This is a genomic window from Bradyrhizobium sp. SZCCHNS30572 (genome assembly GCF_032484415.1).
Lineage (GTDB): Bacteria > Pseudomonadota > Alphaproteobacteria > Rhizobiales > Xanthobacteraceae > Bradyrhizobium.
The window spans coordinates 1-20,218 of record NZ_JAUESY010000002.1 but is presented as its reverse complement, the minus strand read 5'-3'; the positions used below and the strand labels follow the sequence as shown (position 1 = coordinate 20,218).

Here is a 20,218-nt window from a genome sequence, read left to right as displayed (position 1 = left end):
CTCACGCCGCCTGCCGCCGCGGCGCCAGGCCGATGCGCTCGCCCGTGGCGTGGTCGAACAGCAGCGCCGCTTCCGGCGCGAACCGCACGAACACGTCCTCGTCGGCATGCGCCTCCAGCGCCTCGGGCGCCTGCGCCGCCAGCCACTCGGATCCGTCGGCGAAGCGCAGCAGCACCACGGCGCGCTCGTGGATCGGCGTGACCGCGACGATCCGCGCCGGGATCACACCCTCGCCGCCATCACGCGTCACCACGACATCGTCGGGCCGGACGCCAAGCCAGCAACGCTCACGCATATTGGACGGCACGCCGTCCGCATCGAGCCGGATCAGCGTCCCGGCAACAGATGCGGTCAGCCGCCCCTGCTCCGCCACCGGCGTGACCTCGGCAAGATTGATGCTGGGATCGCCGAACAGTCGGGCCACGGCGACCGACGCCGGCCGCGCATAGATCTCCTCCGGACGCGCCACCTGCACCAGGCGGCCATTGATCAGCACGGCAATGCGATCGGCGATTGCCATCGCCTCACGATAATCCTGCGTCACGTAGAGCACCGCCGCAGAGCTCCTGCGCAGCAGGCTCGGCAGCTCCAACCGCATCTCATAGCGCAGCTTGGCATCGACGTTGCGCAAGGGATCGTCGAGCAACAGCACCCCGGGATTGCCGATCAGCGCGCGCGCCAGCGCGGTGCGCTGCTTCTGGCCGTTGGACAGTTCACGAGGCTTGTGGCCGAGCACGTGCTCGATCTTCAACAGCCGGCTCATTGCCGCAACCTTGGCCGCAATGTCGGCCGCGCCCGTCGCGCGGAGCCCGCTGGCGATGTTGTCGCGCGCGCTCATGTGCGGAAACAGGGCAAAATTCTGGAACGCCATGCCGATGCCGCGCTGCTCCGGCGGCGCGTCGACGATCGAGCGGCCGCCGACCAGGATGTCGCCGCCGTCAGGCTCGAACATGCCGGCAATCATCCGCAGCAGCACGGTCTTGCCGCCGCCGGACGGGCCGAACACCGCGACGATCTCGCCGGGCTCGACCGTCAGCGACACGCCCTTGGCGCAGCTTGCGGCGCCGAAGCTCTTGTCGACCGATTGGAGTTCGAGACGCGCCATGTATCCTCAACCCTTCACTGCACCGAGCGAGAGACCTTCGACCAGATAGCGCTGCGCATAGAGCGCGAGCAGCAATGTCGGGGTGACCGACAGCACGATCGCGGCGGCGATCTGGCCGTATTGGATACCGGACGCCGTCACGAAGGCCAATGCGCCGACCGTTACCGGCTGCTTGTCGGCCGAGGCCAGGATCAGCGCAAAGACGAAGTTGTTCCAGCAGAAGATGAAGGACAGCAGGCCCGCCGCGGCGATGCCGGGCCCGGCCAGCGGCACGGCAATGCGGGTGAACGCCTCGCGCCAGGAATGCCCCGCGAGCCGGTAGGCGTGCTCGATGTCGGGACTGATGTCCTCGAAATAGCCGCGCACGATCCACAGGATCAGCGGCAGCGCGATCAGCTGGTAGACCCAGACGATGCCAAAATAGGTGTCGTTGAGGCCAAGCTGCTGGTAGTACAGCGACAGCGGAAGCAGCACCAGGAGCGGCGGCGCGAAGCGGAACGACAGCAGCGTGAAGGCGATGGTCTCGCCGAGCCGGAACTTGAAGCGCGCGAACGCATAGGCCGCGGGGACGCCGAGCAGCAGCGCCAGGATCACCGACGCGCTCGACAGCACGAAGCTGTTCATCAGATTGCGCATGAAGGTGAGCTGCAGATTGCCGGCGGCGGTCTTGAGCTGGCCCGAGATCAGCGCCTCGTAATTGGCGAACGTCGGCTCGAAGAACACACGCGGCGGGATGCGCAGGATCTGCTCATTGGTCTGGAACGACATCAGGAGGATCCAGACGATCGGGAACATGAAGAACACGAGCACCAGCGCAAGCGCGATGCCACGGAAGATGCGACCAGCCGGGCTGGAGTGATCCATGACCTCTCTCCTCAGGCGTGGCCGTGGGCGCGTTCGCGCAGCCGGAGCCAGTTCTTGATGAAGATGTTCGACAGGATGTTGGTGATCAGCCACAGGATCATCAGCAGCGCCGCCGAGCGTCCGACATTGGTGTACTGGAAGAACTCGAGATAGGCCTGGACCTGGAACACCATCAGCCGGTCGCCGGGGCCGCCTTGCGTCATCGCATAGACGATGTCGAACTGCTGGATCGAATCGAGCAGCCGGAACAGCGAGGCGGTGATGATGTAGGGCGCGAGCATCGGCAGGGTGATGCGGAAGAACACGAAGCTCGCCGGCACGCCGTCGAGCGCCGCCGCCTCGAACGGCTGCCGCGGCAGCGAGCGCAGGCCAGCCAGGAGCAGGATCATGATGAAGGGCGTGTAGACCCAGACGTCGACCAGAACGACGGTGAACAGCGCGGTCGACGGATCGGACGCCCATTTGAAATCGTGCACGCCGAGCAGCCCGACCAGATAGGACAGGATGCCGAAGCTCGGATTGGTCATCAGCTTCCACATCAGCGCGGCGATCGCCGGCGCCGTCATCAGCGGCAGCAGCAGCATGATCGACACGGCATTGTGGAAGCGCGTCGGCCGGCGCAGCAGCAGCGCTATGCCGAGGCCGAGCAGCAGCTCGGCGATGACGGTCACCGCGGTATAGACCAGCGAGATGCGCAGCGTGTTCCAGAACGCCGGATCGGACAGAAAGTCGATATAGTTGTCGATGCCGATGAAGCCGCGCAGATACGGCAGATTGAGCCGGTAGCGCTGCAATGAATAGACCGCAGCGGTCACGAACGGCACCAGGATGGCGATGCAGACCAGCAGCGCCGGCAGGCTCAGCAAATACGGCAGCAGCCGGCCGCGCCAGCGTTTCGTGCGGCGCGGCGTCGCCTTGGTCTCGACAAGTTGGGCCATGCTCATGACAGGCGTGATCACATCAGCGCGGGATGGGGCCGACCCGGACGCTTGTGGGGAGCATCCGGGCCGGCAGGCGGTCATGGGAGATGCGGCGCGGCCTCAGCCGAGGCCGGCCTGCTTCAGCTGACGGTTGATGCTCTCGGCAAGCTTGTCGAGGCCCTCATCGACGCTGATCTCCTTGGCCACCATCTTCTGCAGCGAGGCCGCCCACTCCGTCGTGAGGTCGAAGAACAGCGGCTGCGCCGTGAAGTAAATCTTCGCACCTGGTGCCGACAGGTCATGCTGCTCGAGATAGCCAGGATAGGACTTGGCGATGCGGTCGCGGAATTCGCCGTCCTTCCACACGGAGGCGCGGACCGGATTGACGAAATCCATCTTGCGGGCACCGAACAGACCGTGCTCGACGGAGGCCGCCCACTGCATGAAGGTCCAGGCCGCATCCTTCTGCTTGGAGAAGCTCGACATCGCCAGCGACCAGATCCAGACGTTCGGCGTCGGCGCCTTCGCGGCCGGATTGGCCGCGAACGGCGCATAGCCGAGATTGCCGCGCTCCTTGTTCTCGCCGCCGTTCATGAAGTAGCCGAGAATGTCGGCGTCGAAGATCATGCCGGAGGCGCCGGCGCCGAGGTCCGTGCCGACCTGATACCAGGTGTAGGTCGACCAGTTCTTCGGACCCGACCCCTGGATCATCCTGACCCATTTCTCGTGGAAGTCCTTGGAGGCCTTGGTGTTCATCGCGGCCTTCAGCTTGCCGCCTTCCATCACGAAATCCTTCTGGCCGAAATTGGCGTAGGCCGAGAGGAAGCCCGGATGGATGGTCGCCCACGAGCGCGAACCGCGCACGCCGACGCCATAGGGGCCGCCAGCGTCCTTGGTGATCTTGGCCGCGACCTCCAGCATGTCGTCGAGATTGGTGGGCGGCTTGACGCCGACCTTGTCGAATATCTTGCGGTTATAGGTGATGTTGTTGAGCTCGTAGCCCCACGGGATGCACCATTGCTTGGCCTTGCCGGAGCCGAGCTCGGAGCCGGCGACGCCGTCCCAGGCGGTGGAGGAGCGCAGGCCCGGCAGCACATCGTCCCAGGCGAACGCCGGATTGGTCTTGGCCGGATCCTTGATGTAGGCGTTGAGGTCCTCGATCCAGCCGGCCGGACCGTAGGTCCAGGTCATGTAGGCGCCGCTCATGAAGGCGTCGTACTGATCGGACTTCGACGACAGCGCCGCCGTCACCTTGTCGAAATAGACGTCCTCCGGGAAGATGTCGTAGGTGACGTTCATGCCGGTGAGGCTCTTGAACGCCTCGATGTCGCCGATCATCGCATCGACGTAAGGATGCTTGTTCAAGAGCAGCTTGACGGTCTTGCCGCTATGGGCCTTCCAGTTGAAGTCAGCGGCCATCGCCCTCGACATCGCCGAGGCAAAGGCGGCATTGGCGGCGACACCGGCGATGCCGAGCTTGGCAGCGCCGTCGAGCAGATCACGCCGGCTGATGCGCTTGCCGGCATAGGCCGCAAAGAGATTCTTCTCACGATCGTACATTCAACCCTCCCTTTGTTTTTTGTAGAGACGTGTTCGCGTTACCTGCCCTTCCGACTCTTGTTCTTGGAGTTGCCGGATGTTTTCTCCGGCTTGTCGGTCGCCAATGCCTGAGCGGTTACCTCATCGATGATGAGACCGTTCAGGAAGCCGCTGCGCAGCACCGCGCGCAGGGCTGTGATCTTTGCCTCGCCGCCGCCGATGGCGACGATGCGGTGCTTCTTCAGATCGGCAGCGGCCATCGAGGTGGCGCGCGCCGAAAGATCGAGATCGAGCAGCTCGCCCTGGGCGTTGAAGAAATGCCCGAGCAGATCGGCGCAGGCGCCGGCGCGCTTCAGCTCGACGACCTCATCCGGCTTGATCATGCCGCTCGACACCAGGAAGCCGTCGGCATGGATCTGGCCGATGCCGACGAACAGCAGCGACGCCCGCTGCGCCAGCGCGAACACGTCCGATATGCCGAATTGCTGCATCAGCACGCGGCGGTCGGCGACGGAGTTGGCGAACACCGGCACCGGCAGCAGATAGGCTTCGGCGCCGGTGCGCTCGGCCAGGCGATGGATCACATCGAACGGGTTGGCGGCGAATTTGCGCGTCAGGCCGCCGAGCAGCGACACGAACTGCACGTCGCGCGCCGGCGTCTGCGGCAGTTGCGCCACCACCGCCGCAAGCGTGCGACCGTGGCCGACGCCGATGATCTTGTCGTCGCCGCGCTCCAGCACCTGGCGCAGGAAGCTCGCACCCTCCAGCGCGAGGGCCTTCAGTGGCAGATCGCCCTCGCCGAGATCCGGCGCAACACGGCAGAAGTCGAGCCCGTAGCGTTCGGCCAGCGCGTTCTCGAGTGCGACGCATTCGGCGACGGGACCCTCGACGAAGACACGGATCATACCCTCGCGGCTGGCCCGCGCGATCAGGCGATGCGCCTTGGTGCTCTGGATGTTGAGGCGGTCGGCGACCTCCGACTGCGTCAGCCCGGCCGCGAAATACAGCCAGGCGGCGCGCGTCGCGAGCGAGGCCTCGCCGTCCACCATGGGCGCCCTGTCGGAAGCTGTCGTCACGCCTGAATGCCTGCTTGCAAAATTCTTCACACCTTGCAAAAAATTGCAGACGCCGGTCCGGCCGTCAATCCCCCAAACGTGCTGCAGCGCGTCAGGGATGACGCGCCGGGCGAGCACAGCCATGCTCGCCGGCACGCAACGGGATGAGGTCGCATGACGGAATTGTTTGTCGGCATCGACGTGGGCACGAGCGGTGTGCGCGCCTGCGCCGTCGATATCAGCGGCGAGATCAAGGGCGCAGCCGCCGTTCCGCTGGTCGCGCCGCGTCAGGACGGCAACGCCATCGACCAGGATCCTGAGCTGTGGTGGCAGGCGACGGTCGCGGCGCTCGACAAGCTCGGCAGGATCGTCGATCTCGGCGCCGTCGCGCGCATCGCGGTCGACGGCACCTCCGGCACCTTGCTGCTGATCGACGCCGACGGGCGGCCCCGCTCGCTCGGCCTGATGTACAATGATGCCCGCGCCGTCGACGAGGCCAGGCGCATCGCCGCAATCGCGCCGCCCGAGAGCGGTGCGCATGGCACGAGCGGCCCGCTCGCCAAGCTGCTGCATCTGCTCGCCTCCACGAGCGGCGCGCGACAAGCCGTGCACCAGGCCGACTGGATCGCCGGACGCCTCGCCGGCCATCACGGCGTCAGCGATGAGAACAACGCCCTGAAGCTTGGCTATGACCCCGTCAGGCGCGAATGGCCGCGCTGGATGGATCAGCTCGGCGTTCCTCGCGACGTCCTGCCGAGCGTTCTCGTGCCGGGCACGCCATTCGCCGATATCGATCCGTCGACCGCGCGCGCGCTCGGTCTGTCGCCGTCGGCGCGCATCGTCGCCGGCACCACCGACGGCGTCGCCGCCTTCATCGCCACCGGCGCCGATGCGCCGGGCGATGCGGTGACCTCGCTCGGCACCACGCTGGTGGTGAAGCTGATCGCGACGCAGCCGATCTTCGCCGCCGATCAGGGCGTGTACTCGCATCGCCTCGGCGACAAATGGCTCGCCGGCGGCGCATCGAACTCCGGTGGCGCCGCACTGCTTGCGCATTTCACCGCCGCCGACATGGACCGCATGGCACCGTTGCTCCGCCCCGACGAGCCGACCGGGCTCGACTACTATCCGCTGCCCAAACCCGGCGAACGTTTTCCGATCGCAGATCCCGCGCTGGCGCCGCGGATCGCGCCGCGGCCGGTCGAGGATCATCGCTTCTACCAGGCGCTGCTCGAAGGAATTGCCGGCGTGGAAGCGCTGGCCTATCAGCGTCTTCACGCGCTCGGCGCACCGGCGCTGCGGCGGGTGATCAGCATCGGCGGCGGCGCCCGAAATGATGCCTGGACCGATATCCGCCGGCGCATCGTCGGCGTGCCCGTCAGCGTCGCCGCGCAGACCGAAGCGAGCTACGGCACAGCGCTGCTGGCGCTGCAGGGACCGCCGCGATGACGGCGGCGGCGTGCGAGATCAGCGGCCTGTCCGCCATTGCCGACCGGTTCGATCACGTCCTGCTCGACCAATGGGGCACGTTGCATGACGGCAGAACGGTGCTTCCCGCCGCGCATGACTGCGTCCTCAGGCTGCGCGAGGCCGGCAAGCACATCCTGGTGCTGTCGAACTCCGGCAAGCGCGCGAGCGCCAATGCCGAGCGCCTCGCCCGGCTCGGCCTGCCGCGCTCGACCTATGACGGCATTCTCACCTCGGGCGAGGTGACTTGGACCGGCCTGCGCGACCGCACCCGCGAACCCTTCACCGATTGTGGCAATGCCTGCTTCCTGATCACCCGGGGCGGCGATTGCTCGCTGATCGACGGGCTCGACCTCGTCCTCGTGACGGATATGCGTGACGCCGACTTCATCCTGCTCGGCGGCCTCGATGACGACCTCGCCGAGCCCGACCTCTGGCGCGATCGATTCACCGGCGCGGCCGCGCGGGGCGTGCCGATGATCTGCGCCAATCCCGACCTGATGATGTTCGGTGCGGCCGGCCTCGTGCCGGCGCCCGGCACGCTGGCGCGCGCCTATGAGTGGCTCGGCGGCCCGGTGAGCTTCGTCGGCAAGCCGCATGCGCCGATCTTCGCGGCGGCGCTGGAGCAGCTCGGCGATCCGGACCCGCACCGCGTGCTGATGATCGGCGACTCGCTCGACCATGACGTCGCCGGCGCCCGCGCTGCAGGCCTGCAGAGCCTGCTGCTCGGCGATGGCGTGCATCGCACGACGCTGGCCGGTGCGCCCGACCTCGCTGCGGCAACGCGCAAGCTCGCAGCTTCGCCCGGCCGCATGCCGAATTGGACGATGCAGCACCTGGTGTGGTGAGAAGGAGACGCGAAATGCGCGAGCCTGCCGAGCTTGATGATTTGCGCCGGATGTCGGCGCGGGTCGGCCGCAACATCGAGCTGGTGCAAGGCGCCGGCGGCAACTCCTCGCTCAAGCAGGATGATGTGCTGTGGGTGAAGGCGTCCGGCACCTGGCTTGCCGACGCCGACGCGAAGGACATCTTCGTGCCTGTTCTCCTGCCTGCGGCGCGCGATGCGCTCGCCGCTGATGACGAGCGCATTCCGCTGGCCGCTCCCGGCCCCCTGCGCGCCTCGATCGAGACCGCGCTGCATGGGCTGCTGCCGCACCGGGTCGTGCTACACGTGCATGCCGTCAACACCATCGCCTGGGCGGCGCGGCGCGATGCGCGCGATGAATTTGCAGCGCGGCTGGATGGGCTCGCCTGGCGCCATCTCGACTACTTTCATCCCGGACTGCCGCTGGCGCGCGCAGTAAGCACCATCGTCGCGCGCGACCGCATCGACGTGCTGATCCTCGGCAATCACGGCCTCGTCGTCGGTGCCGAAAGCTGCGATCAGGCCGAGGCGCTGGTCCATGACGTCGAGCGCAGGCTGGCGCTGCCGGTGCGCCCGGCGCCCGCTGCCGACGCCGCGGCCTTGCGCCGTCTGTGCGCCGGCACCGCCTATCGCCTGCCGCACGATGCTGGTAGCCACGGCATCGCCACCGATCCTTTCAGCCGCGCCATCGCGACCGGCGGCTCGTTGTATCCGGACCACGTCGTGTTTCTCGGCCCGGGCCTGCCGACGATCGAGAGCGCCGGCGGCCTCGCCACGCTGCTCGCACGGGCGGACGCGAGCCGCCTGCCCGCGCCCGTCGCGGCCCTCGCGCCGGGTCTCGGCGCCCTCATCCGCAGCGACGCCAGCCCGGGCGCCGAGGCCATGCTGAGCTGCCTCGCGCTCGTGACCAGCCGCCTGCCGTTATCGGCCGATATCGGCTATCTCTCGTCTCAGCACGAGCAGTTGCTGCTCAACTGGGACGCCGAACGTTACCGGCAGCAGCTGACGGCAAGCCGCCAGCCGTCGAATTGAAGCGGCGACGGATCACGCGATCGCATCGCTCGAGACCGGCGGGGACGGCGCCCTCGCCCCAACCAGTTCGTGAAGCGCATCTCCGACCTGATCGATGACTTCGCCCCAATCGCGCCTTTCGCGCTGACGGAACAGGCGCATGCGCGGATACCAGACGCTGTCGTCACGATCGAGCAGCCAGCGATAGTCCGGCGTGTACGACAGAAGCGTCCAGGTCGGACAGCCAAGCGCGCCGGAGAGATGAGCGACACTGGTATCGACCGTGATCACGAGATCCAGACATGAGATCAGCGCGGCGGTATCGGCGAAATCGGCAAGTTGACCCGTCAGGTCCACGATCCCGCTCGTCTCCTGGAGCACGGCCTTGTCTTCGGCCTTCGGCTCCTTCTGCAGGCTGACAAACGCCGCATCCGCGCCGAGCAGGCGGGACAACGTGCGCAACGGGATGGAGCGATTGTGGTCGTCGAGATGATTGGGGTTGCCTGACCAGACCAGGCCGACGCGCAATTTCTCGGGCGTGCCAAGGCGCTCCTGCCAGAGTTGGATCCGATCCGGATCAGGCGCCGGCAAATAGGACACCGGCGCTGGAATCGTGGCCAGTGTCGTCCGAAAGGCAAACGGCAGGCTCATGATCGGACAATGGACATCCACCCCCGCAAGGTCGGCGGCCTCCGAGACCGGAATACATTGCGAAATGCCTGGCATGTTCGACAACAGTGGAAGCAACGGCTTTTGAACGGCAAGGATGACGCGCGCGCCCAACGCTGCGACCATCGGCACGTAGCGGACAAACTGGATCGTATCGCCCAGTCCTTCATCGGCGGCGATGACGATGGTTTGTCCCGCGATGCCATCCTGGCCGAGCCACATGGGTCGCCGGAAGCGCGGATAAGAGCTCGGCAGGCTCCAACGGGCCTCCCGGCCAGACCAGCCCGCGTCGAGATTTCCCAACAACAGGTTCAAATGAGCCGTTCCAAGATCGGCCAGCGCGTCTCTCGGATCGGCCCCCTTCAACTGCCTGTAGATCTCGAACGCCTCGTCGAACCGACGGAGCTTCGTCAGCACGGAGGCCTTGTCGTGCAGCGCATCCCTTGAACCCGGCTGCAGAGCCAGGGCTCGCTCGAACCATTCCAACGCGTCCTCGTCTCGGCACATCGTCCGCAACACGATGCCGGTCTTGACACAGATGTCGGAGTTTTCCGGTTCGATGGCGTGAGCTCGCTGGCAGATCGTCAGGGCCTCGTCGAAGCGCTTCAAGCCGTTCAGAAGCGCGCCACGCATCAAGAGTGTCGGGACATGGTTGGGCCGCAAGACGTCGCTCAGATCGAGATAGGTAAGCGCGTCGTCGATCCGCCCCAGCCGTTGAAGCGTGATGCCGCACTGGTTGGCGGCATCCCAATGCCTGGAATTCAGCTCCAGCACACGTTGGAAGCTCGACACGGCGTCGGCGAGCTGCTGCAGGTTGACGAGGGCATTCCCCCTCAGCATCCACAGATCGGCGCTTTCGAGACCGAGCGCCGTCGCCTTGTCGACGACCTTCAGCACCTCATCCGAGCGTCCCAAGACCTGCAGCACCGTGCCAAGACTCAGGAAGTACTGCGGCTGAACATCCTGCTGGAGCGCGCGGGATACCCACTGCAATGCAGCTTCATACTGCTGCCCCTGCAGGGCAAGGATGCCCAGCAAGTTGAGGGTCGGCGCATGCCCTCCGTCGATCGCAAGCGCCATATGGCAACACCGTTCGGCATCCGCATGTCGGCCATCGGCGACATCGCGCAAAGCAGCGTCATAGAAGAGCGCGGCACCATCGGGCTTGACAGGTTGGAGCTTCACTTTAGCGGGTGAAGCTCGGCGCTCGCGACGGTTCATTGCTGCATATGGTCCAGGTTGCGTCGTTAAAGTAGTTGATTCTCATTCAGGCTGACAGCCGCAATTCTATCTCCGGCTGTGGTGAGGGCCGCTCCGATTCTGGCTGCATTCCCTAGCATAATTGCGCGGAAGACAACGATCCGATGACCACTTCGTGGAAGTCAAATTCAGCGCAACCATCGCGGGCACGATCAAATCGGCGTGCAGGACAAGGGTGAGGACTTCTTCGGTGGTTACGCCTATATGAGGTCGGGCCATCCGCCCGACCCTCGAGATCATCATCAGCGAAACGCCGGCGCATCTGCGCAAGTTTCACGATCCGGACTCGGGCCTGGCGCTGATCCGGCCGGATGCCTGACATGGGCCGTCGGACAGCTCGGGCTCGTCGCTGGACACGGCCATCCGCACACAGATCGGAAACGGACTGGAAAGGAGGGAGAGGTTGGATGGTGCGCTCGGAGAGGGAGAACACGTGCGTTCGTTCAGTGGCTGAAGCACGACCGCCTTTCCGCACACCGGCCGGACGCCGATTTCTGATCCAATCTTTCGCCGGCAGCGCTATGGCGCTTCATGCCCACGCGTGAGACCGCTCTCCCGGCGGTAACAGAGATGGAGCCTGTCCCACACCTTCATCATCGCATGGACCAGTTGGTCCATGAGCGCGTCGTCGTGATAGGGCGTCGGGGTAAGACGCAGGCGTTCCAGTCCTCGCCGGACAGTGGGGTAATTGATCGGCTGGATGTAGATGCCATGCTCCGACATCAGCAGGTCCGAAGCCGCCCTGCACTTCTCGGGATCGCCGACATGCACCGGCACGATATGGCTCTCGCTCGGCATCACCGGCAGGTCTGCTGCCGTCAGGACCGACTTTAATCGCGCTGCGCGATCCTGATGCCGGACGCGCTCCGCTGTCGAGGCTTTCAGATGCCGGATTGCAGCGGTCGCGGCTGCGCAGACCGGAGGCGGCAATGCCGTCGTGAAGATGAAACCGGGGGCGTAGGAGCGCACCGCATCGATCAGGTTCGCCCCAGCCGCAAGATAGCCGCCGAGACAGCCATAGGCCTTTGCCAGCGTGCCCTCAACAATGTCGATCCTTTCCATGACCCCGTCGCGCTCAGCTATGCCGCCGCCGCGCGGGCCATACATCCCGACCGCGTGCACCTCGTCGACATAGGTCAGAGCGCCGTAGCGCTCGGCCAAGTCACAAATTCGATGCAGAGGCGCGACATCCCCGTCCATCGAGTACAGGCTCTCGCACACGATGAGCTTGGGCCTTTCGGGATCTGCCGCCCGCAGCAGCCGTTCGAGATGCTCAGGATCATTGTGCTGCCAGATCTGCTTCTCAGCACCGGCCTTGCGAACCCCCTCGATCATGGAGTTGTGGTTCAGCTCGTCGGAAAGCAGCAAACACCCAGGCAGCAGCTTGGCGATCGTCGATATCCCCGCCTCGTTGGAGACGTAGCCGGAGGTAAACACCAGCGCGGCTTCCTTGCCGTGGAGATCAGCCAGCTCCTGCTCGAGGGCGACGAGCGGATGGTTCGTTCCCGCGATGTTACGGGTGCCGCCCGCGCCTGTGCCCATGCGCGCTGCGGCATCGATCATGGCTCCTATGACATTCGGGTGCTGGCTCATGCCCAGATAGTCGTTGGAGCACCAGATCACGACCTCACGCTTGCCTTCCTCCGAATGCCAGATCGCATACGGATAGCGCCCCGCCAGGCGTTCGAGGTCCGCAAAGACACGGTAGCGCCGTTCCTGATGCAGTCGATCCAATGCACCGCGGAACATCGCGTCATATTCAGGGAGAAGGCCGAACGGCCGCATCTGGTAGTTCATGATTGGACGACTCCAGCAGACTATCTTGCCCGATTGAACTGGTAGGAGCCCTGGAGAAACACGCCATAACGCTCCGTCGTATATCGCAGCACCTGATTGAACGAATCGACCGCATTGGTGCTGAGATGCCACCAGCGCCCACCGATGCCGATGCGGAAATTGTCGGTCAACTGGTAGTTCAGCACGGTCTCGGCCTGGAATCCGGATCCTTGTCCCGAGGCGGGATCGCGCCCGAAGGTGAAATAGTGCGTGTCGATCGCATTCTGCGAAGTCCAGACATAGGCGGCCTCCGCCTGCCAGCTCAGCCGGTCCGACAGCCGCGTGTCGAGTGAGACACCGGCCCGTCCGCTATGCCAGCGATCCTGCTCGGTCACAACCTTCACGCCTGCCCCAAGCGCCGGACTGCAGATCGTCGGATTGCCACCCACCTGGGTGCAGCCCCGCGCGTCGACCGTTTCTGTCCAATATTGATAGCCGACGAAGGCGCCGAGCCGGAAGCGGTCCGTCTCCAGCAGGTTGAAACCGACATCGAGATTTGCGTATTGCAGCCGCCCGCCCACGCTGCTGACGGTCTTGGACGACGGATTGACGAAGGGCGCAAAGTCCTCGTCGACGAGCGTGCCCGAGCTGATCTTGCCCGCTCCGAAATAGCCCTTCAGAAACATGTTGGTGAACGGGCCGTCGAGCGCATCGACCCTGAAGAACATCTCGCCGCTGTGCCCGGTCATGCCGCCATAGGCGAGCCGGGAGACCTGAAGCGTCGCAGCCTGATCGGCGAAATAGCGGTATCGATTCTGCCCGGAGCTGAACCAGTAGCGCACTCCGGTCTCCAGCATGTAGGACGGCAGGATCGACGCGCGCGACCGCAGCGGCATATCGCCCGAGCCCGCCCCCTGGCCGCCCTGCAGCGCCGCAGGCCTGGCCCAGGCGCAACTGACAATCGAGGCGTTGCACTTCGTGACACCGTCGGCGTTGAAATCGCGCCGCAACGTGACCGTCGCGAACAAGTCCTTGGTCGTCGTCTTGACGTTGGCCAGCGTGCTGTCGACGAACCGGTAGCCGATCTCCGTTTCCAGGCTGATCTCCTTCGACCAGAGATAGCTGACCAGCAGCGACGGCAGAATCGTGTACTCCTTCAAGTCGGTCTTCGTCCCGGACCTGTACCCCGCCCGCAGCCGCGGGCTGATGGCGAGATCGGGCGTGATCGGATAGCGCGTGGCGAGATCGAGCACGTAGAACTTCGAATCCGCCAGGCTCGCGTACCGCAGCGCGCCCATGAACAGATCGCCCGGCTTGATGATGCCGTTCCCGGTCAGTTGAGCCGACAGATAATATTCGAGGCCGCTCGCCGGCGTGCCGTCGACGCCCCCGGAGGGCAGCGTGCCGGTCAGATTGGTCACCGTGGCATCGGCCGCGACCTGCCAGGTCTCGTTCAGGGGCCGCGAATAGCTCACCATCGCCGACTGGAACGTCGGCGTGCGGTCGATCGCGAGCTGCCTGATCTCGCCGGCCGTATTGAACTTCATCATGTCGTAGAGCGTGAGGAACGGCTGCCCCTGCAGCGCATTCCACGTCGAGAGAAATGGCACCCTTCGATAATCGAACGAGGCGTTGACGACCGACTTGTCCTCGAACGTATAGGTTCCCGAGAACACGGCGGCATTGAGCGCGCGGAAATGCGTGTCGTAGTCGATCAGGCCGAGCAGCGACTTGTTGGTGTCGAAATAGCGGAATTCGGCTCCGATGGCCTGGCGGTCGACGATGTTGCGGTCGTATTGCGTGATCAGATAGACCGTGGTCTCGAGGCCGCCGAGGATCTTGCCGAAATCGATGCTCGCGCCATAGAGCGTCTTGCCATCCTTGAACGGTGCGTCGAAACGGCTCCAGTTCGGCGAGCCCGCGAGCACGTTCAGGCGCAGCCCGGGGCTCTTCTGCCAGCTCAGCACCGCGCCGTCGAAGCGGCCGATCACGCCGCCTGTGTTGCGGGACTGCCGTCCGACGCGCAGCGTCACGTCGGCCTCCTTCAGCGTGTAGTCAACCTGGGCGGTCGAGACGCCGTATTTGTCGTTTCCGGTATCGAACTGGCGCTCATGGGTGAACGCCAGCCTGAACTTGGTCCTGATGCGATCGTTGTCGGCGGTGCCGAGAAAGTCGAAATTGGTCAGCAGCGTGTTCTGATGCACCCGGTGCGCGTCGGGATCCGCATTCGGGTTCGGCGCAATCGCCCTGTCCTTGACGGCGCTGGTCGTGTCGTTCGTGATGAAGGTGGTCGAGAGGCTGCCCGACATCGACCAGCGGGTGTCGCCGTTCGGCCCTGCCGCCTTGGTCGGCATGCCTGTCCCCATGTCTCCGCCCTCGGGCGTGACAGAAGACATGTCGCGCGGCCGCGCCGGTGCACTGCTGGTCGCGGTGAGAAGCGCAGCGAGCCGCTGCCTCACCCGCTCGGCGCCCTCGCCGCTCGGATAGCGGCGCAGATAGTCTTCATACTCCGCCTGCGCGGCAGCGGTCTGGCCGGCCTTCTGCCGCGCCACGCCGAGCAGCTCCTGCGCCTCGGCGCTCGAGCCGTTCTCGGGGAGTTTCAGCACCTTTCGCAGGAGATCGATCGCGGCGCTGAAATTGCCTTTCTTGATCGACGCGCGAGCCTCGTCCATCGAGGCCTCCGCAAACCGGATGTCCGCCGCGGACGCCTGCTGCATCGTGCGATTGTCGTTGCGGACCGACGCCGCCGCGCCGGGGATCGCAACCGGTTTCGGCGCATCCGGAGCGGCTACGCTCGGCACCAGGGCTTTCACCTTGCACGCCGACACCGGGCCCTTTCGGGCCACCACGATCGCCACCTGCTCGAAGCTGCCGGATTGGACGATCTGATAGGTGAACTCGCCGGCAAACTGGACGACGAGGATTGGTCCTCTGTTCTGATCGAGCGTCAGATAGACGTCCTGGATGCCGGAGCCCTGGGCGTTGTCGACACGCACGCCTTCGCGCCTGACCAGGCGGCGCGCCATGATTGCGTCCCGATCGACCAATTGCAGCGAGACGCTGAGCTGGCTGCCCTGGTCGAGCGGGAAATGCCCGGTGTAGCGGACACGAACGTGAAAGTTGACCCGCAGAAGGCTGCAGTTTCCGATCGTCGTGGCAGTTGCATTGGCGACGAACTGATCGATGACCGGCTGGGCCGGTGCAACGCCAAAGGCTCCGTCGAGCAGGATTGCGAGCAGGCCGGCCAGCAGACTGATCAGCCATCCCGCCGACCTCGCCGCCGCTGCTTGTCCGAAGCAGCCGCGCATCACCAGCCGCCTCCATTGACCCGGTGCTGCCGCTGGCGGCGGGTGATGATGGTGGTTTGCGATTTGTCAGCATAGATATGGCATGCGCCGGTGCAGTCCTTGAGCTCGGCGACGGTGTAGTCCATCGGCGCCGGCTTCACGAGCTTGGCGTGCTGCTGCGGGCGGAAATCACTGGCGTGGCAGGCGGCGCAGTCGGGCTTGTAGGCCGCGAACTTGAACACGACGGCTTGCGAATTGCCGCTGTGGCAGGCGGTGCAGCCAATGGCCGCGCTATGGTTCGGATAGCTTGCCGACATATGCCGGTAATTGACCGAGCTCCAGCTCACCGTCCGGTGGCAGCTCTCGCAGGGGACGTTGGTCACGAAGTGCTTCGGCGACTTGCCGGTGGCATTGGAGCCGTTGTGACAGCTGGCGCACGGCGCAGTCAGGCTGGTGTGATCCATCCGCGCGCCCGAGAACGACACGGTGTTCTTGTGGCAGCTCTCGCATGGCGCGCTGGTCGCGACGTGCTTCTGCGGCTTGCCGGTCGCGGCCATGCCGTTGTGACAGCTCGCGCAGGCCGCCATCGTGCCGGTGTGGCTGAACCGGGCGCCGCTGAACGTCGTCGTGCTCTTGTGGCAGGTCTCGCACGGCGCGCTGGTCGCGACGTGCTTCTGCGGCTTGCCCGTCGCGGCCATGCCGTTGTGGCAGCTCGCGCAGGCCGCCATCGTGCCGGTGTGGCTGAACCGGGCGCCGCTGAACGTCGTCGTGCTCTTGTGGCAGGTCTCGCACGGCGCGCTGGTCGCGACGTGCTTCTGCGGCTTGCCCGTCGCGGCCATGCCGTTGTGGCAGCTCGCGCAGGCCGCCGTCGTGCCGGTGTGGCTGAACCGGGCGCCGCTGAACGTCGTCGTGCTCTTGTGACAGGTCTCACACGGCGCAGTGGTTGCGACGTGCTTCGGCGGCTTGCCGGTCGCGGCCATGCCGGTGTGACAGCTCGCGCAGGCCGCCGTCGTTCCAGTATGGCTGAACCGGGCGCCGCTGAACGTCGTCGTGCTCTTGTGACAGGTCTCACATGGCGCAGCGGTTGCGACGTGCTTCGGCGGCTTGCCAGGCGCGGTCATTCCGTTATGGCAGGATGCGCATGGCCCTTGCGCCGTCATGTGATTGAATCTGGAGCCGGCCTCCGTGGTGCTCGATCCGGCAAGTCCTGCCCTTGGATTGAACGTCGGCAGCAGCGACGGAAGCCGACCGGCATTCTTTGCTTCCGGCGAGTCGCTACCAGTATCGGTCGGGGGCAAGAGCCTGCCGCGGGGATCGTTCGGCGAGAGTGGTGATGTCGCGGATGTCATTCGGGACGGCGTGCTCAACGGTTGCGGCACGGACGTCGTCGCGCCGCCAGCTTTGACCGAACTGTCGGGCTTGGAGGAACCGGACGAACTGGCGGAGGCCCCTGCTTCGGACCCCGCTGTCGGGGCCGTCGACGTCGCAGCCGTGTTCGCCAGCGGCTTGCTGCTGAACAGGAGCGTCGAACTGGATGGCGCAGCGGGCTTGGCGGCAGCGCCGGCCGCAGCAGCGGCCTGAGATGCAGCCGGTGCGGCGCTCGTACCGGGTGCTGCATCGGGATTCGTTGCTGCCGTCATCGTCCGGTTGGCGGTCGAGGCCGGCGTCACCGCCTTGACGGCCGGGGCCTGAGCCGGAACCACCGACCGCGCCGTCGTGGAGCAGCCTGCTGCCGGCTTCTGCGGGTCGTCGTCCCAGGTGGAGAAGTTGGCGGCGGCGCGCACGTGGCAGCATCCGCAATCCTGCGTCTTGGCGCTGTGATCCGGCCCCTGCGCACCTCTGCGGCCCTGGCTGCGATACGAGCCGTTGTGACAGCTGTCGCAGCGCGTGGCATGCACGGCAGCATGGCTCATCGTGTAGGTCGCGAAGCTCGCCGCCGTGTTGCTGTGGCAGTTTGAGCACTGCACGCCCGTCACCGGAATATGCGGCGGGGTGGTCAGGCCTTTCGCGCTCGAACCATTGTGGCAGGCGGAGCAATTGGTGTTGGCCGCAGAGTGGGTGAACGCCGCGCCGCCCCAGCTCACATATCCGCCGCTGGCCGCCTTGCTGTGACAGCTGACGCAGTCGGCGCCACCGGTGGCGACGTGGTTCGGGTACGACGCGGTGCCCATGGCGCCCTTGGTGCCCTGGCCGGTGAAGGAGCCGTTGTGGCAGCTGTCGCAGCGCGCCGTCGCCACCGCGGCATGGTTCATGGTGTAGGTCGCGAAGCTCGCCGCGGTGTTGCTGTGGCAGTTCGAGCACTGCAGCGTCCCGGTCGGGATGTGCGGCGGTGTGGTCATGCCCTGCGCGGTCTTGCCGTTGTGGCAGGTCGCACAATTGGTGTCGGTCGCCGCGTGCTTGAACGCCGCGCCGCCCCAGCTGGTGAAGCCGCCCGAGGCCGCCTTGGCGTGACAGCTGACGCAGTCGGCGCCGCCGGTGGCGACGTGGTTCGGGTACGACGCCGTGCCCATGGCGCCCTTGGTGCCCTGGCCGGTGAAGGAGCCGTTGTGGCAGCTGTCGCAGCGCGCCGTCGCCACCGCGGCATGGTTCATGGTGTAGGTCGCGAAGCTCGCCGCGGTGTTGCTGTGGCAGTTCGAGCACTGCAGCGTCCCGGTCGGGATGTGCGGCGGCGTCGTCATCCCCATCGCGGTCTTGCCGTTGTGGCAGGTCGCGCAGTTGGTATCGGTCGCCGCGTGCTTGAACGCCGCGCCGCCCCAGCTGGTGAAGCCGCCCGAGGCCGCCTTGGCGTGACAGCTGACGCAGTCGGCGCCACCGGTGGCGACGTGGTTCGGATATGACGCCGTGCCCATGGCGCCCTTGGTGCCCTGGCCGGTGAAGGAGCCGTTGTGGCAGCTGTCGCAGCGCGCCGTCGCCACCGCGGCGTGGTTCATGGTGTAGGTGGCAAAGCTCGCCGCGGTGTTGCTGTGGCAGTTCGAGCACTGCAGCGTCCCGGTCGGGATGTGCGGAGGCGTGGTCATGCCCATCGCGGTCTTGCCGTTGTGGCAGGTCGCGCAGTTGGTGTCGGTCGCCGCATGCTTGAACGCCGCGCCGCCCCAGCTGGTGAAGCCGCCGCTCGCCGCCTTGGCGTGACAGCTGACGCAGTCGGCGCCGCCGGTGGCGACGTGGTTCGGGTACGACGCCGTGCCCATGGCGCCCTTGGTGCCCTGGCCGGTGAAGGAGCCGTTGTGGCAGCTGTCGCAGCGCGCCGTCGCCACCGCGGCATGGTTCATGGTGTAGGTGGCGAAGCTCGCCGCGGTGTTGCTGTGGCAGTTCGAGCACTGCAGCGTGCCGGTCGGGATGTGCGGCGGCGTGGTCATCCCCTGCGCGGTCTTGCCGTTGTGGCAGGTCGCGCAATTGGTGTCGGTGGCCGCATGCTTGAAGGCCGCACCGCCCCAGCTGGTGAAGCCGCCCGAGGCCGCCTTGGCGTGGCAGCTGACGCAGTCGGCGCCGCCGGTGGCGACGTGGTTCGGGTACGACGCCGTGCCCATGGCGCCCTTGGTGCCCTGGCCGGTGTAGCTGCCGTTGTGACAGCTGTCGCAGCGCGCCGTCGCCACCGCGGCGTGGTTCATGGTGTAGGTGGCGAAGCTCGCCGCGGTGTTGCTGTGGCAGTTCGAGCACTGCAGCGTCCCGGTCGGGATGTGCGGCGGCGTGGTCATGCCCTGCGCGGTCTTGCCGTTGTGGCAGGTCGCGCAGTTGGTGTCGGTCGCCGCGTGCTTGAACGCCGCACCGCCCCAGCTGGTGAAGCCGCCCGAGGCCGCCTTGGCGTGACAGCTGACGCAGTCGGCACCACCGGTGGCGACGTGGTTCGGGTACGACGCCGTGCCCATGGCGCCCTTGGTGCCCTGGCCGGTGTAGGAGCCGTTGTGACAGCTGTCGCAGCGCGCGGTCGCCACCGCGGCGTGGTTCATGGTGTAGGTGGCAAAGCTCGCCGCGGTGTTGCTGTGGCAGTTCGAGCACTGCAGCGTCCCGGTCGGGATGTGCGGCGGTGTGGTCATCCCCATCGCGGTCTTGCCGTTGTGGCAGGTCGCGCAATTGGTGTCGGTCGCGGCGTGCTTGAACGCCGCACCGCCCCAGCTGGTGAAGCCGCCCGAGGCCGCCTTGGCGTGACAACTGACGCAGTCGGCACCGCCGGTGGCGACGTGGTTCGGGTACGACGCGGTGCCCATGGCCCCCTTGGTGCCCTGGCCGGTGTAGCTGCCGTTGTGACAGCTGTCGCAGCGCGCGGTCGATACCGCGGCGTGGTTCATGGTGTAGGTGGCGAAGCTCGCCGCGGTGTTGCTATGGCAGTTCGAGCACTGCAGCGTCCCGGTCGGGATGTGCGGCGGCGTGGTCATGCCCTGCGCGGTCTTGCCGTTGTGGCA

At 66.1% G+C, this 20,218-nt stretch carries 11 protein-coding genes and 1 pseudogene; 3 read left to right on the top strand and 9 right to left on the bottom strand.

The window, feature by feature from the left end; genetic code table 11:
• Position 1 precedes the first annotated feature (1 nt).
• The 5 genes from QX048_RS05025 to QX048_RS05005 form a co-directional block, all read right to left on the bottom strand.
• Positions 2-1,105: an ABC transporter ATP-binding protein gene (locus QX048_RS05025; RefSeq protein WP_316200378.1), complete on the bottom strand. Its 1,104-nt coding sequence runs from the start codon at positions 1,103-1,105 to the stop codon at positions 2-4.
• 6 nt (positions 1,106-1,111) lie between these two features.
• Positions 1,112-1,969, bottom strand: coding sequence for a carbohydrate ABC transporter permease (locus QX048_RS05020; protein WP_316192198.1), 858 nt, complete (start codon positions 1,967-1,969; stop codon positions 1,112-1,114).
• An 11-nt stretch (positions 1,970-1,980) separates the two neighbouring features.
• The gene (locus QX048_RS05015; RefSeq protein WP_315718399.1) at positions 1,981-2,907 is read right to left on the bottom strand and encodes a sugar ABC transporter permease; all 927 of its coding nucleotides are present in this window, start codon (positions 2,905-2,907) and stop codon (positions 1,981-1,983) included.
• Between the two features lie 102 nt (positions 2,908-3,009).
• Positions 3,010-4,449: an extracellular solute-binding protein gene (locus QX048_RS05010; RefSeq protein ID WP_316200377.1), complete on the bottom strand. Its 1,440-nt coding sequence runs from the start codon at positions 4,447-4,449 to the stop codon at positions 3,010-3,012.
• 38 nt (positions 4,450-4,487) lie between these two features.
• The gene (locus QX048_RS05005) at positions 4,488-5,477 is read right to left on the bottom strand and encodes a sugar-binding transcriptional regulator (RefSeq protein ID WP_315718398.1); all 990 of its coding nucleotides are present in this window, start codon (positions 5,475-5,477) and stop codon (positions 4,488-4,490) included.
• A gap of 180 nt (positions 5,478-5,657) precedes the next feature.
• Here QX048_RS05005 and QX048_RS05000 point away from each other — a divergent pair, with 180 nt between their 5' ends.
• Genes QX048_RS05000 through QX048_RS04990 form a run of 3 tightly spaced genes read left to right on the top strand, consistent with a single transcriptional unit; the run spans position 5,658 to position 8,847 of the window.
• A complete protein-coding gene (locus QX048_RS05000; RefSeq protein WP_315827289.1) occupies positions 5,658-6,932 on the top strand; it encodes an FGGY-family carbohydrate kinase in 1,275 nt (424 codons plus the stop codon).
• Entirely contained in the window at positions 6,929-7,798 is an 870-nt protein-coding gene (locus QX048_RS04995; RefSeq protein WP_315718342.1) for a TIGR01459 family HAD-type hydrolase, read from the top strand. The genes QX048_RS05000 and QX048_RS04995 overlap by 4 nt, the downstream gene beginning before the upstream one ends.
• A 14-nt stretch (positions 7,799-7,812) precedes the next feature.
• Complete coding sequence (locus QX048_RS04990) at positions 7,813-8,847, top strand: class II aldolase/adducin family protein (protein WP_315827290.1); 1,035 nt, start codon at positions 7,813-7,815, stop codon at positions 8,845-8,847.
• Between the two features lie 12 nt (positions 8,848-8,859).
• Here the strand turns inward: QX048_RS04990 and QX048_RS04985 are convergent, their stop codons facing one another.
• From QX048_RS04985 to QX048_RS04970, 4 genes and pseudogenes are all read right to left on the bottom strand, one after another.
• Complete coding sequence (locus tag QX048_RS04985; protein WP_315827291.1) at positions 8,860-10,716, bottom strand: tetratricopeptide repeat-containing glycosyltransferase family protein; 1,857 nt, start codon at positions 10,714-10,716, stop codon at positions 8,860-8,862.
• Positions 10,717-11,274: 558 nt separating this feature from the next.
• Entirely contained in the window at positions 11,275-12,552 is a 1,278-nt protein-coding gene (gene hemA / locus QX048_RS04980; protein WP_315827292.1) for a 5-aminolevulinate synthase, read from the bottom strand.
• A gap of 20 nt (positions 12,553-12,572) precedes the next feature.
• On the bottom strand, positions 12,573-15,839 hold the full coding sequence (locus tag QX048_RS04975; protein WP_315827302.1) for a hypothetical protein: 3,267 nt from the start codon (positions 15,837-15,839) through the stop codon (positions 12,573-12,575).
• Positions 15,839-20,218: pseudogene (locus tag QX048_RS04970) on the bottom strand (hypothetical protein); the annotation flags it as partial. The pseudogene QX048_RS04970 and the gene QX048_RS04975, both read right to left, overlap by 1 nt.

Bases quoted from the DNA above. Each gene is read 5' to 3' on its own strand.
- QX048_RS05025 (WP_316200378.1), bottom strand. From the start codon at position 1,105: ATGGCGCGTCTCGAACTCCAATCGGTCGACAAGAGCTTCGGCGCCGCA.
- QX048_RS04975 (WP_315827302.1), bottom strand. From the start codon at position 15,839: ATGCGCGGCTGCTTCGGACAAGCAGCGGCGGCGAGGTCGGCGGGATGG.
- hemA (WP_315827292.1), bottom strand. From the start codon at position 12,552: ATGAACTACCAGATGCGGCCGTTCGGCCTTCTCCCTGAATATGACGCG.
- QX048_RS04985 (WP_315827291.1), bottom strand. From the start codon at position 10,716: ATGAACCGTCGCGAGCGCCGAGCTTCACCCGCTAAAGTGAAGCTCCAA.
- QX048_RS05000 (WP_315827289.1), top strand. From the start codon at position 5,658: ATGACGGAATTGTTTGTCGGCATCGACGTGGGCACGAGCGGTGTGCGC.
- QX048_RS04990 (WP_315827290.1), top strand. From the start codon at position 7,813: ATGCGCGAGCCTGCCGAGCTTGATGATTTGCGCCGGATGTCGGCGCGG.
- QX048_RS05010 (WP_316200377.1), bottom strand. From the start codon at position 4,449: ATGTACGATCGTGAGAAGAATCTCTTTGCGGCCTATGCCGGCAAGCGC.
- QX048_RS05005 (WP_315718398.1), bottom strand. From the start codon at position 5,477: ATGGTGGACGGCGAGGCCTCGCTCGCGACGCGCGCCGCCTGGCTGTAT.
- QX048_RS05020 (WP_316192198.1), bottom strand. From the start codon at position 1,969: ATGGATCACTCCAGCCCGGCTGGTCGCATCTTCCGTGGCATCGCGCTT.
- QX048_RS05015 (WP_315718399.1), bottom strand. From the start codon at position 2,907: ATGGCCCAACTTGTCGAGACCAAGGCGACGCCGCGCCGCACGAAACGC.
- QX048_RS04995 (WP_315718342.1), top strand. From the start codon at position 6,929: ATGACGGCGGCGGCGTGCGAGATCAGCGGCCTGTCCGCCATTGCCGAC.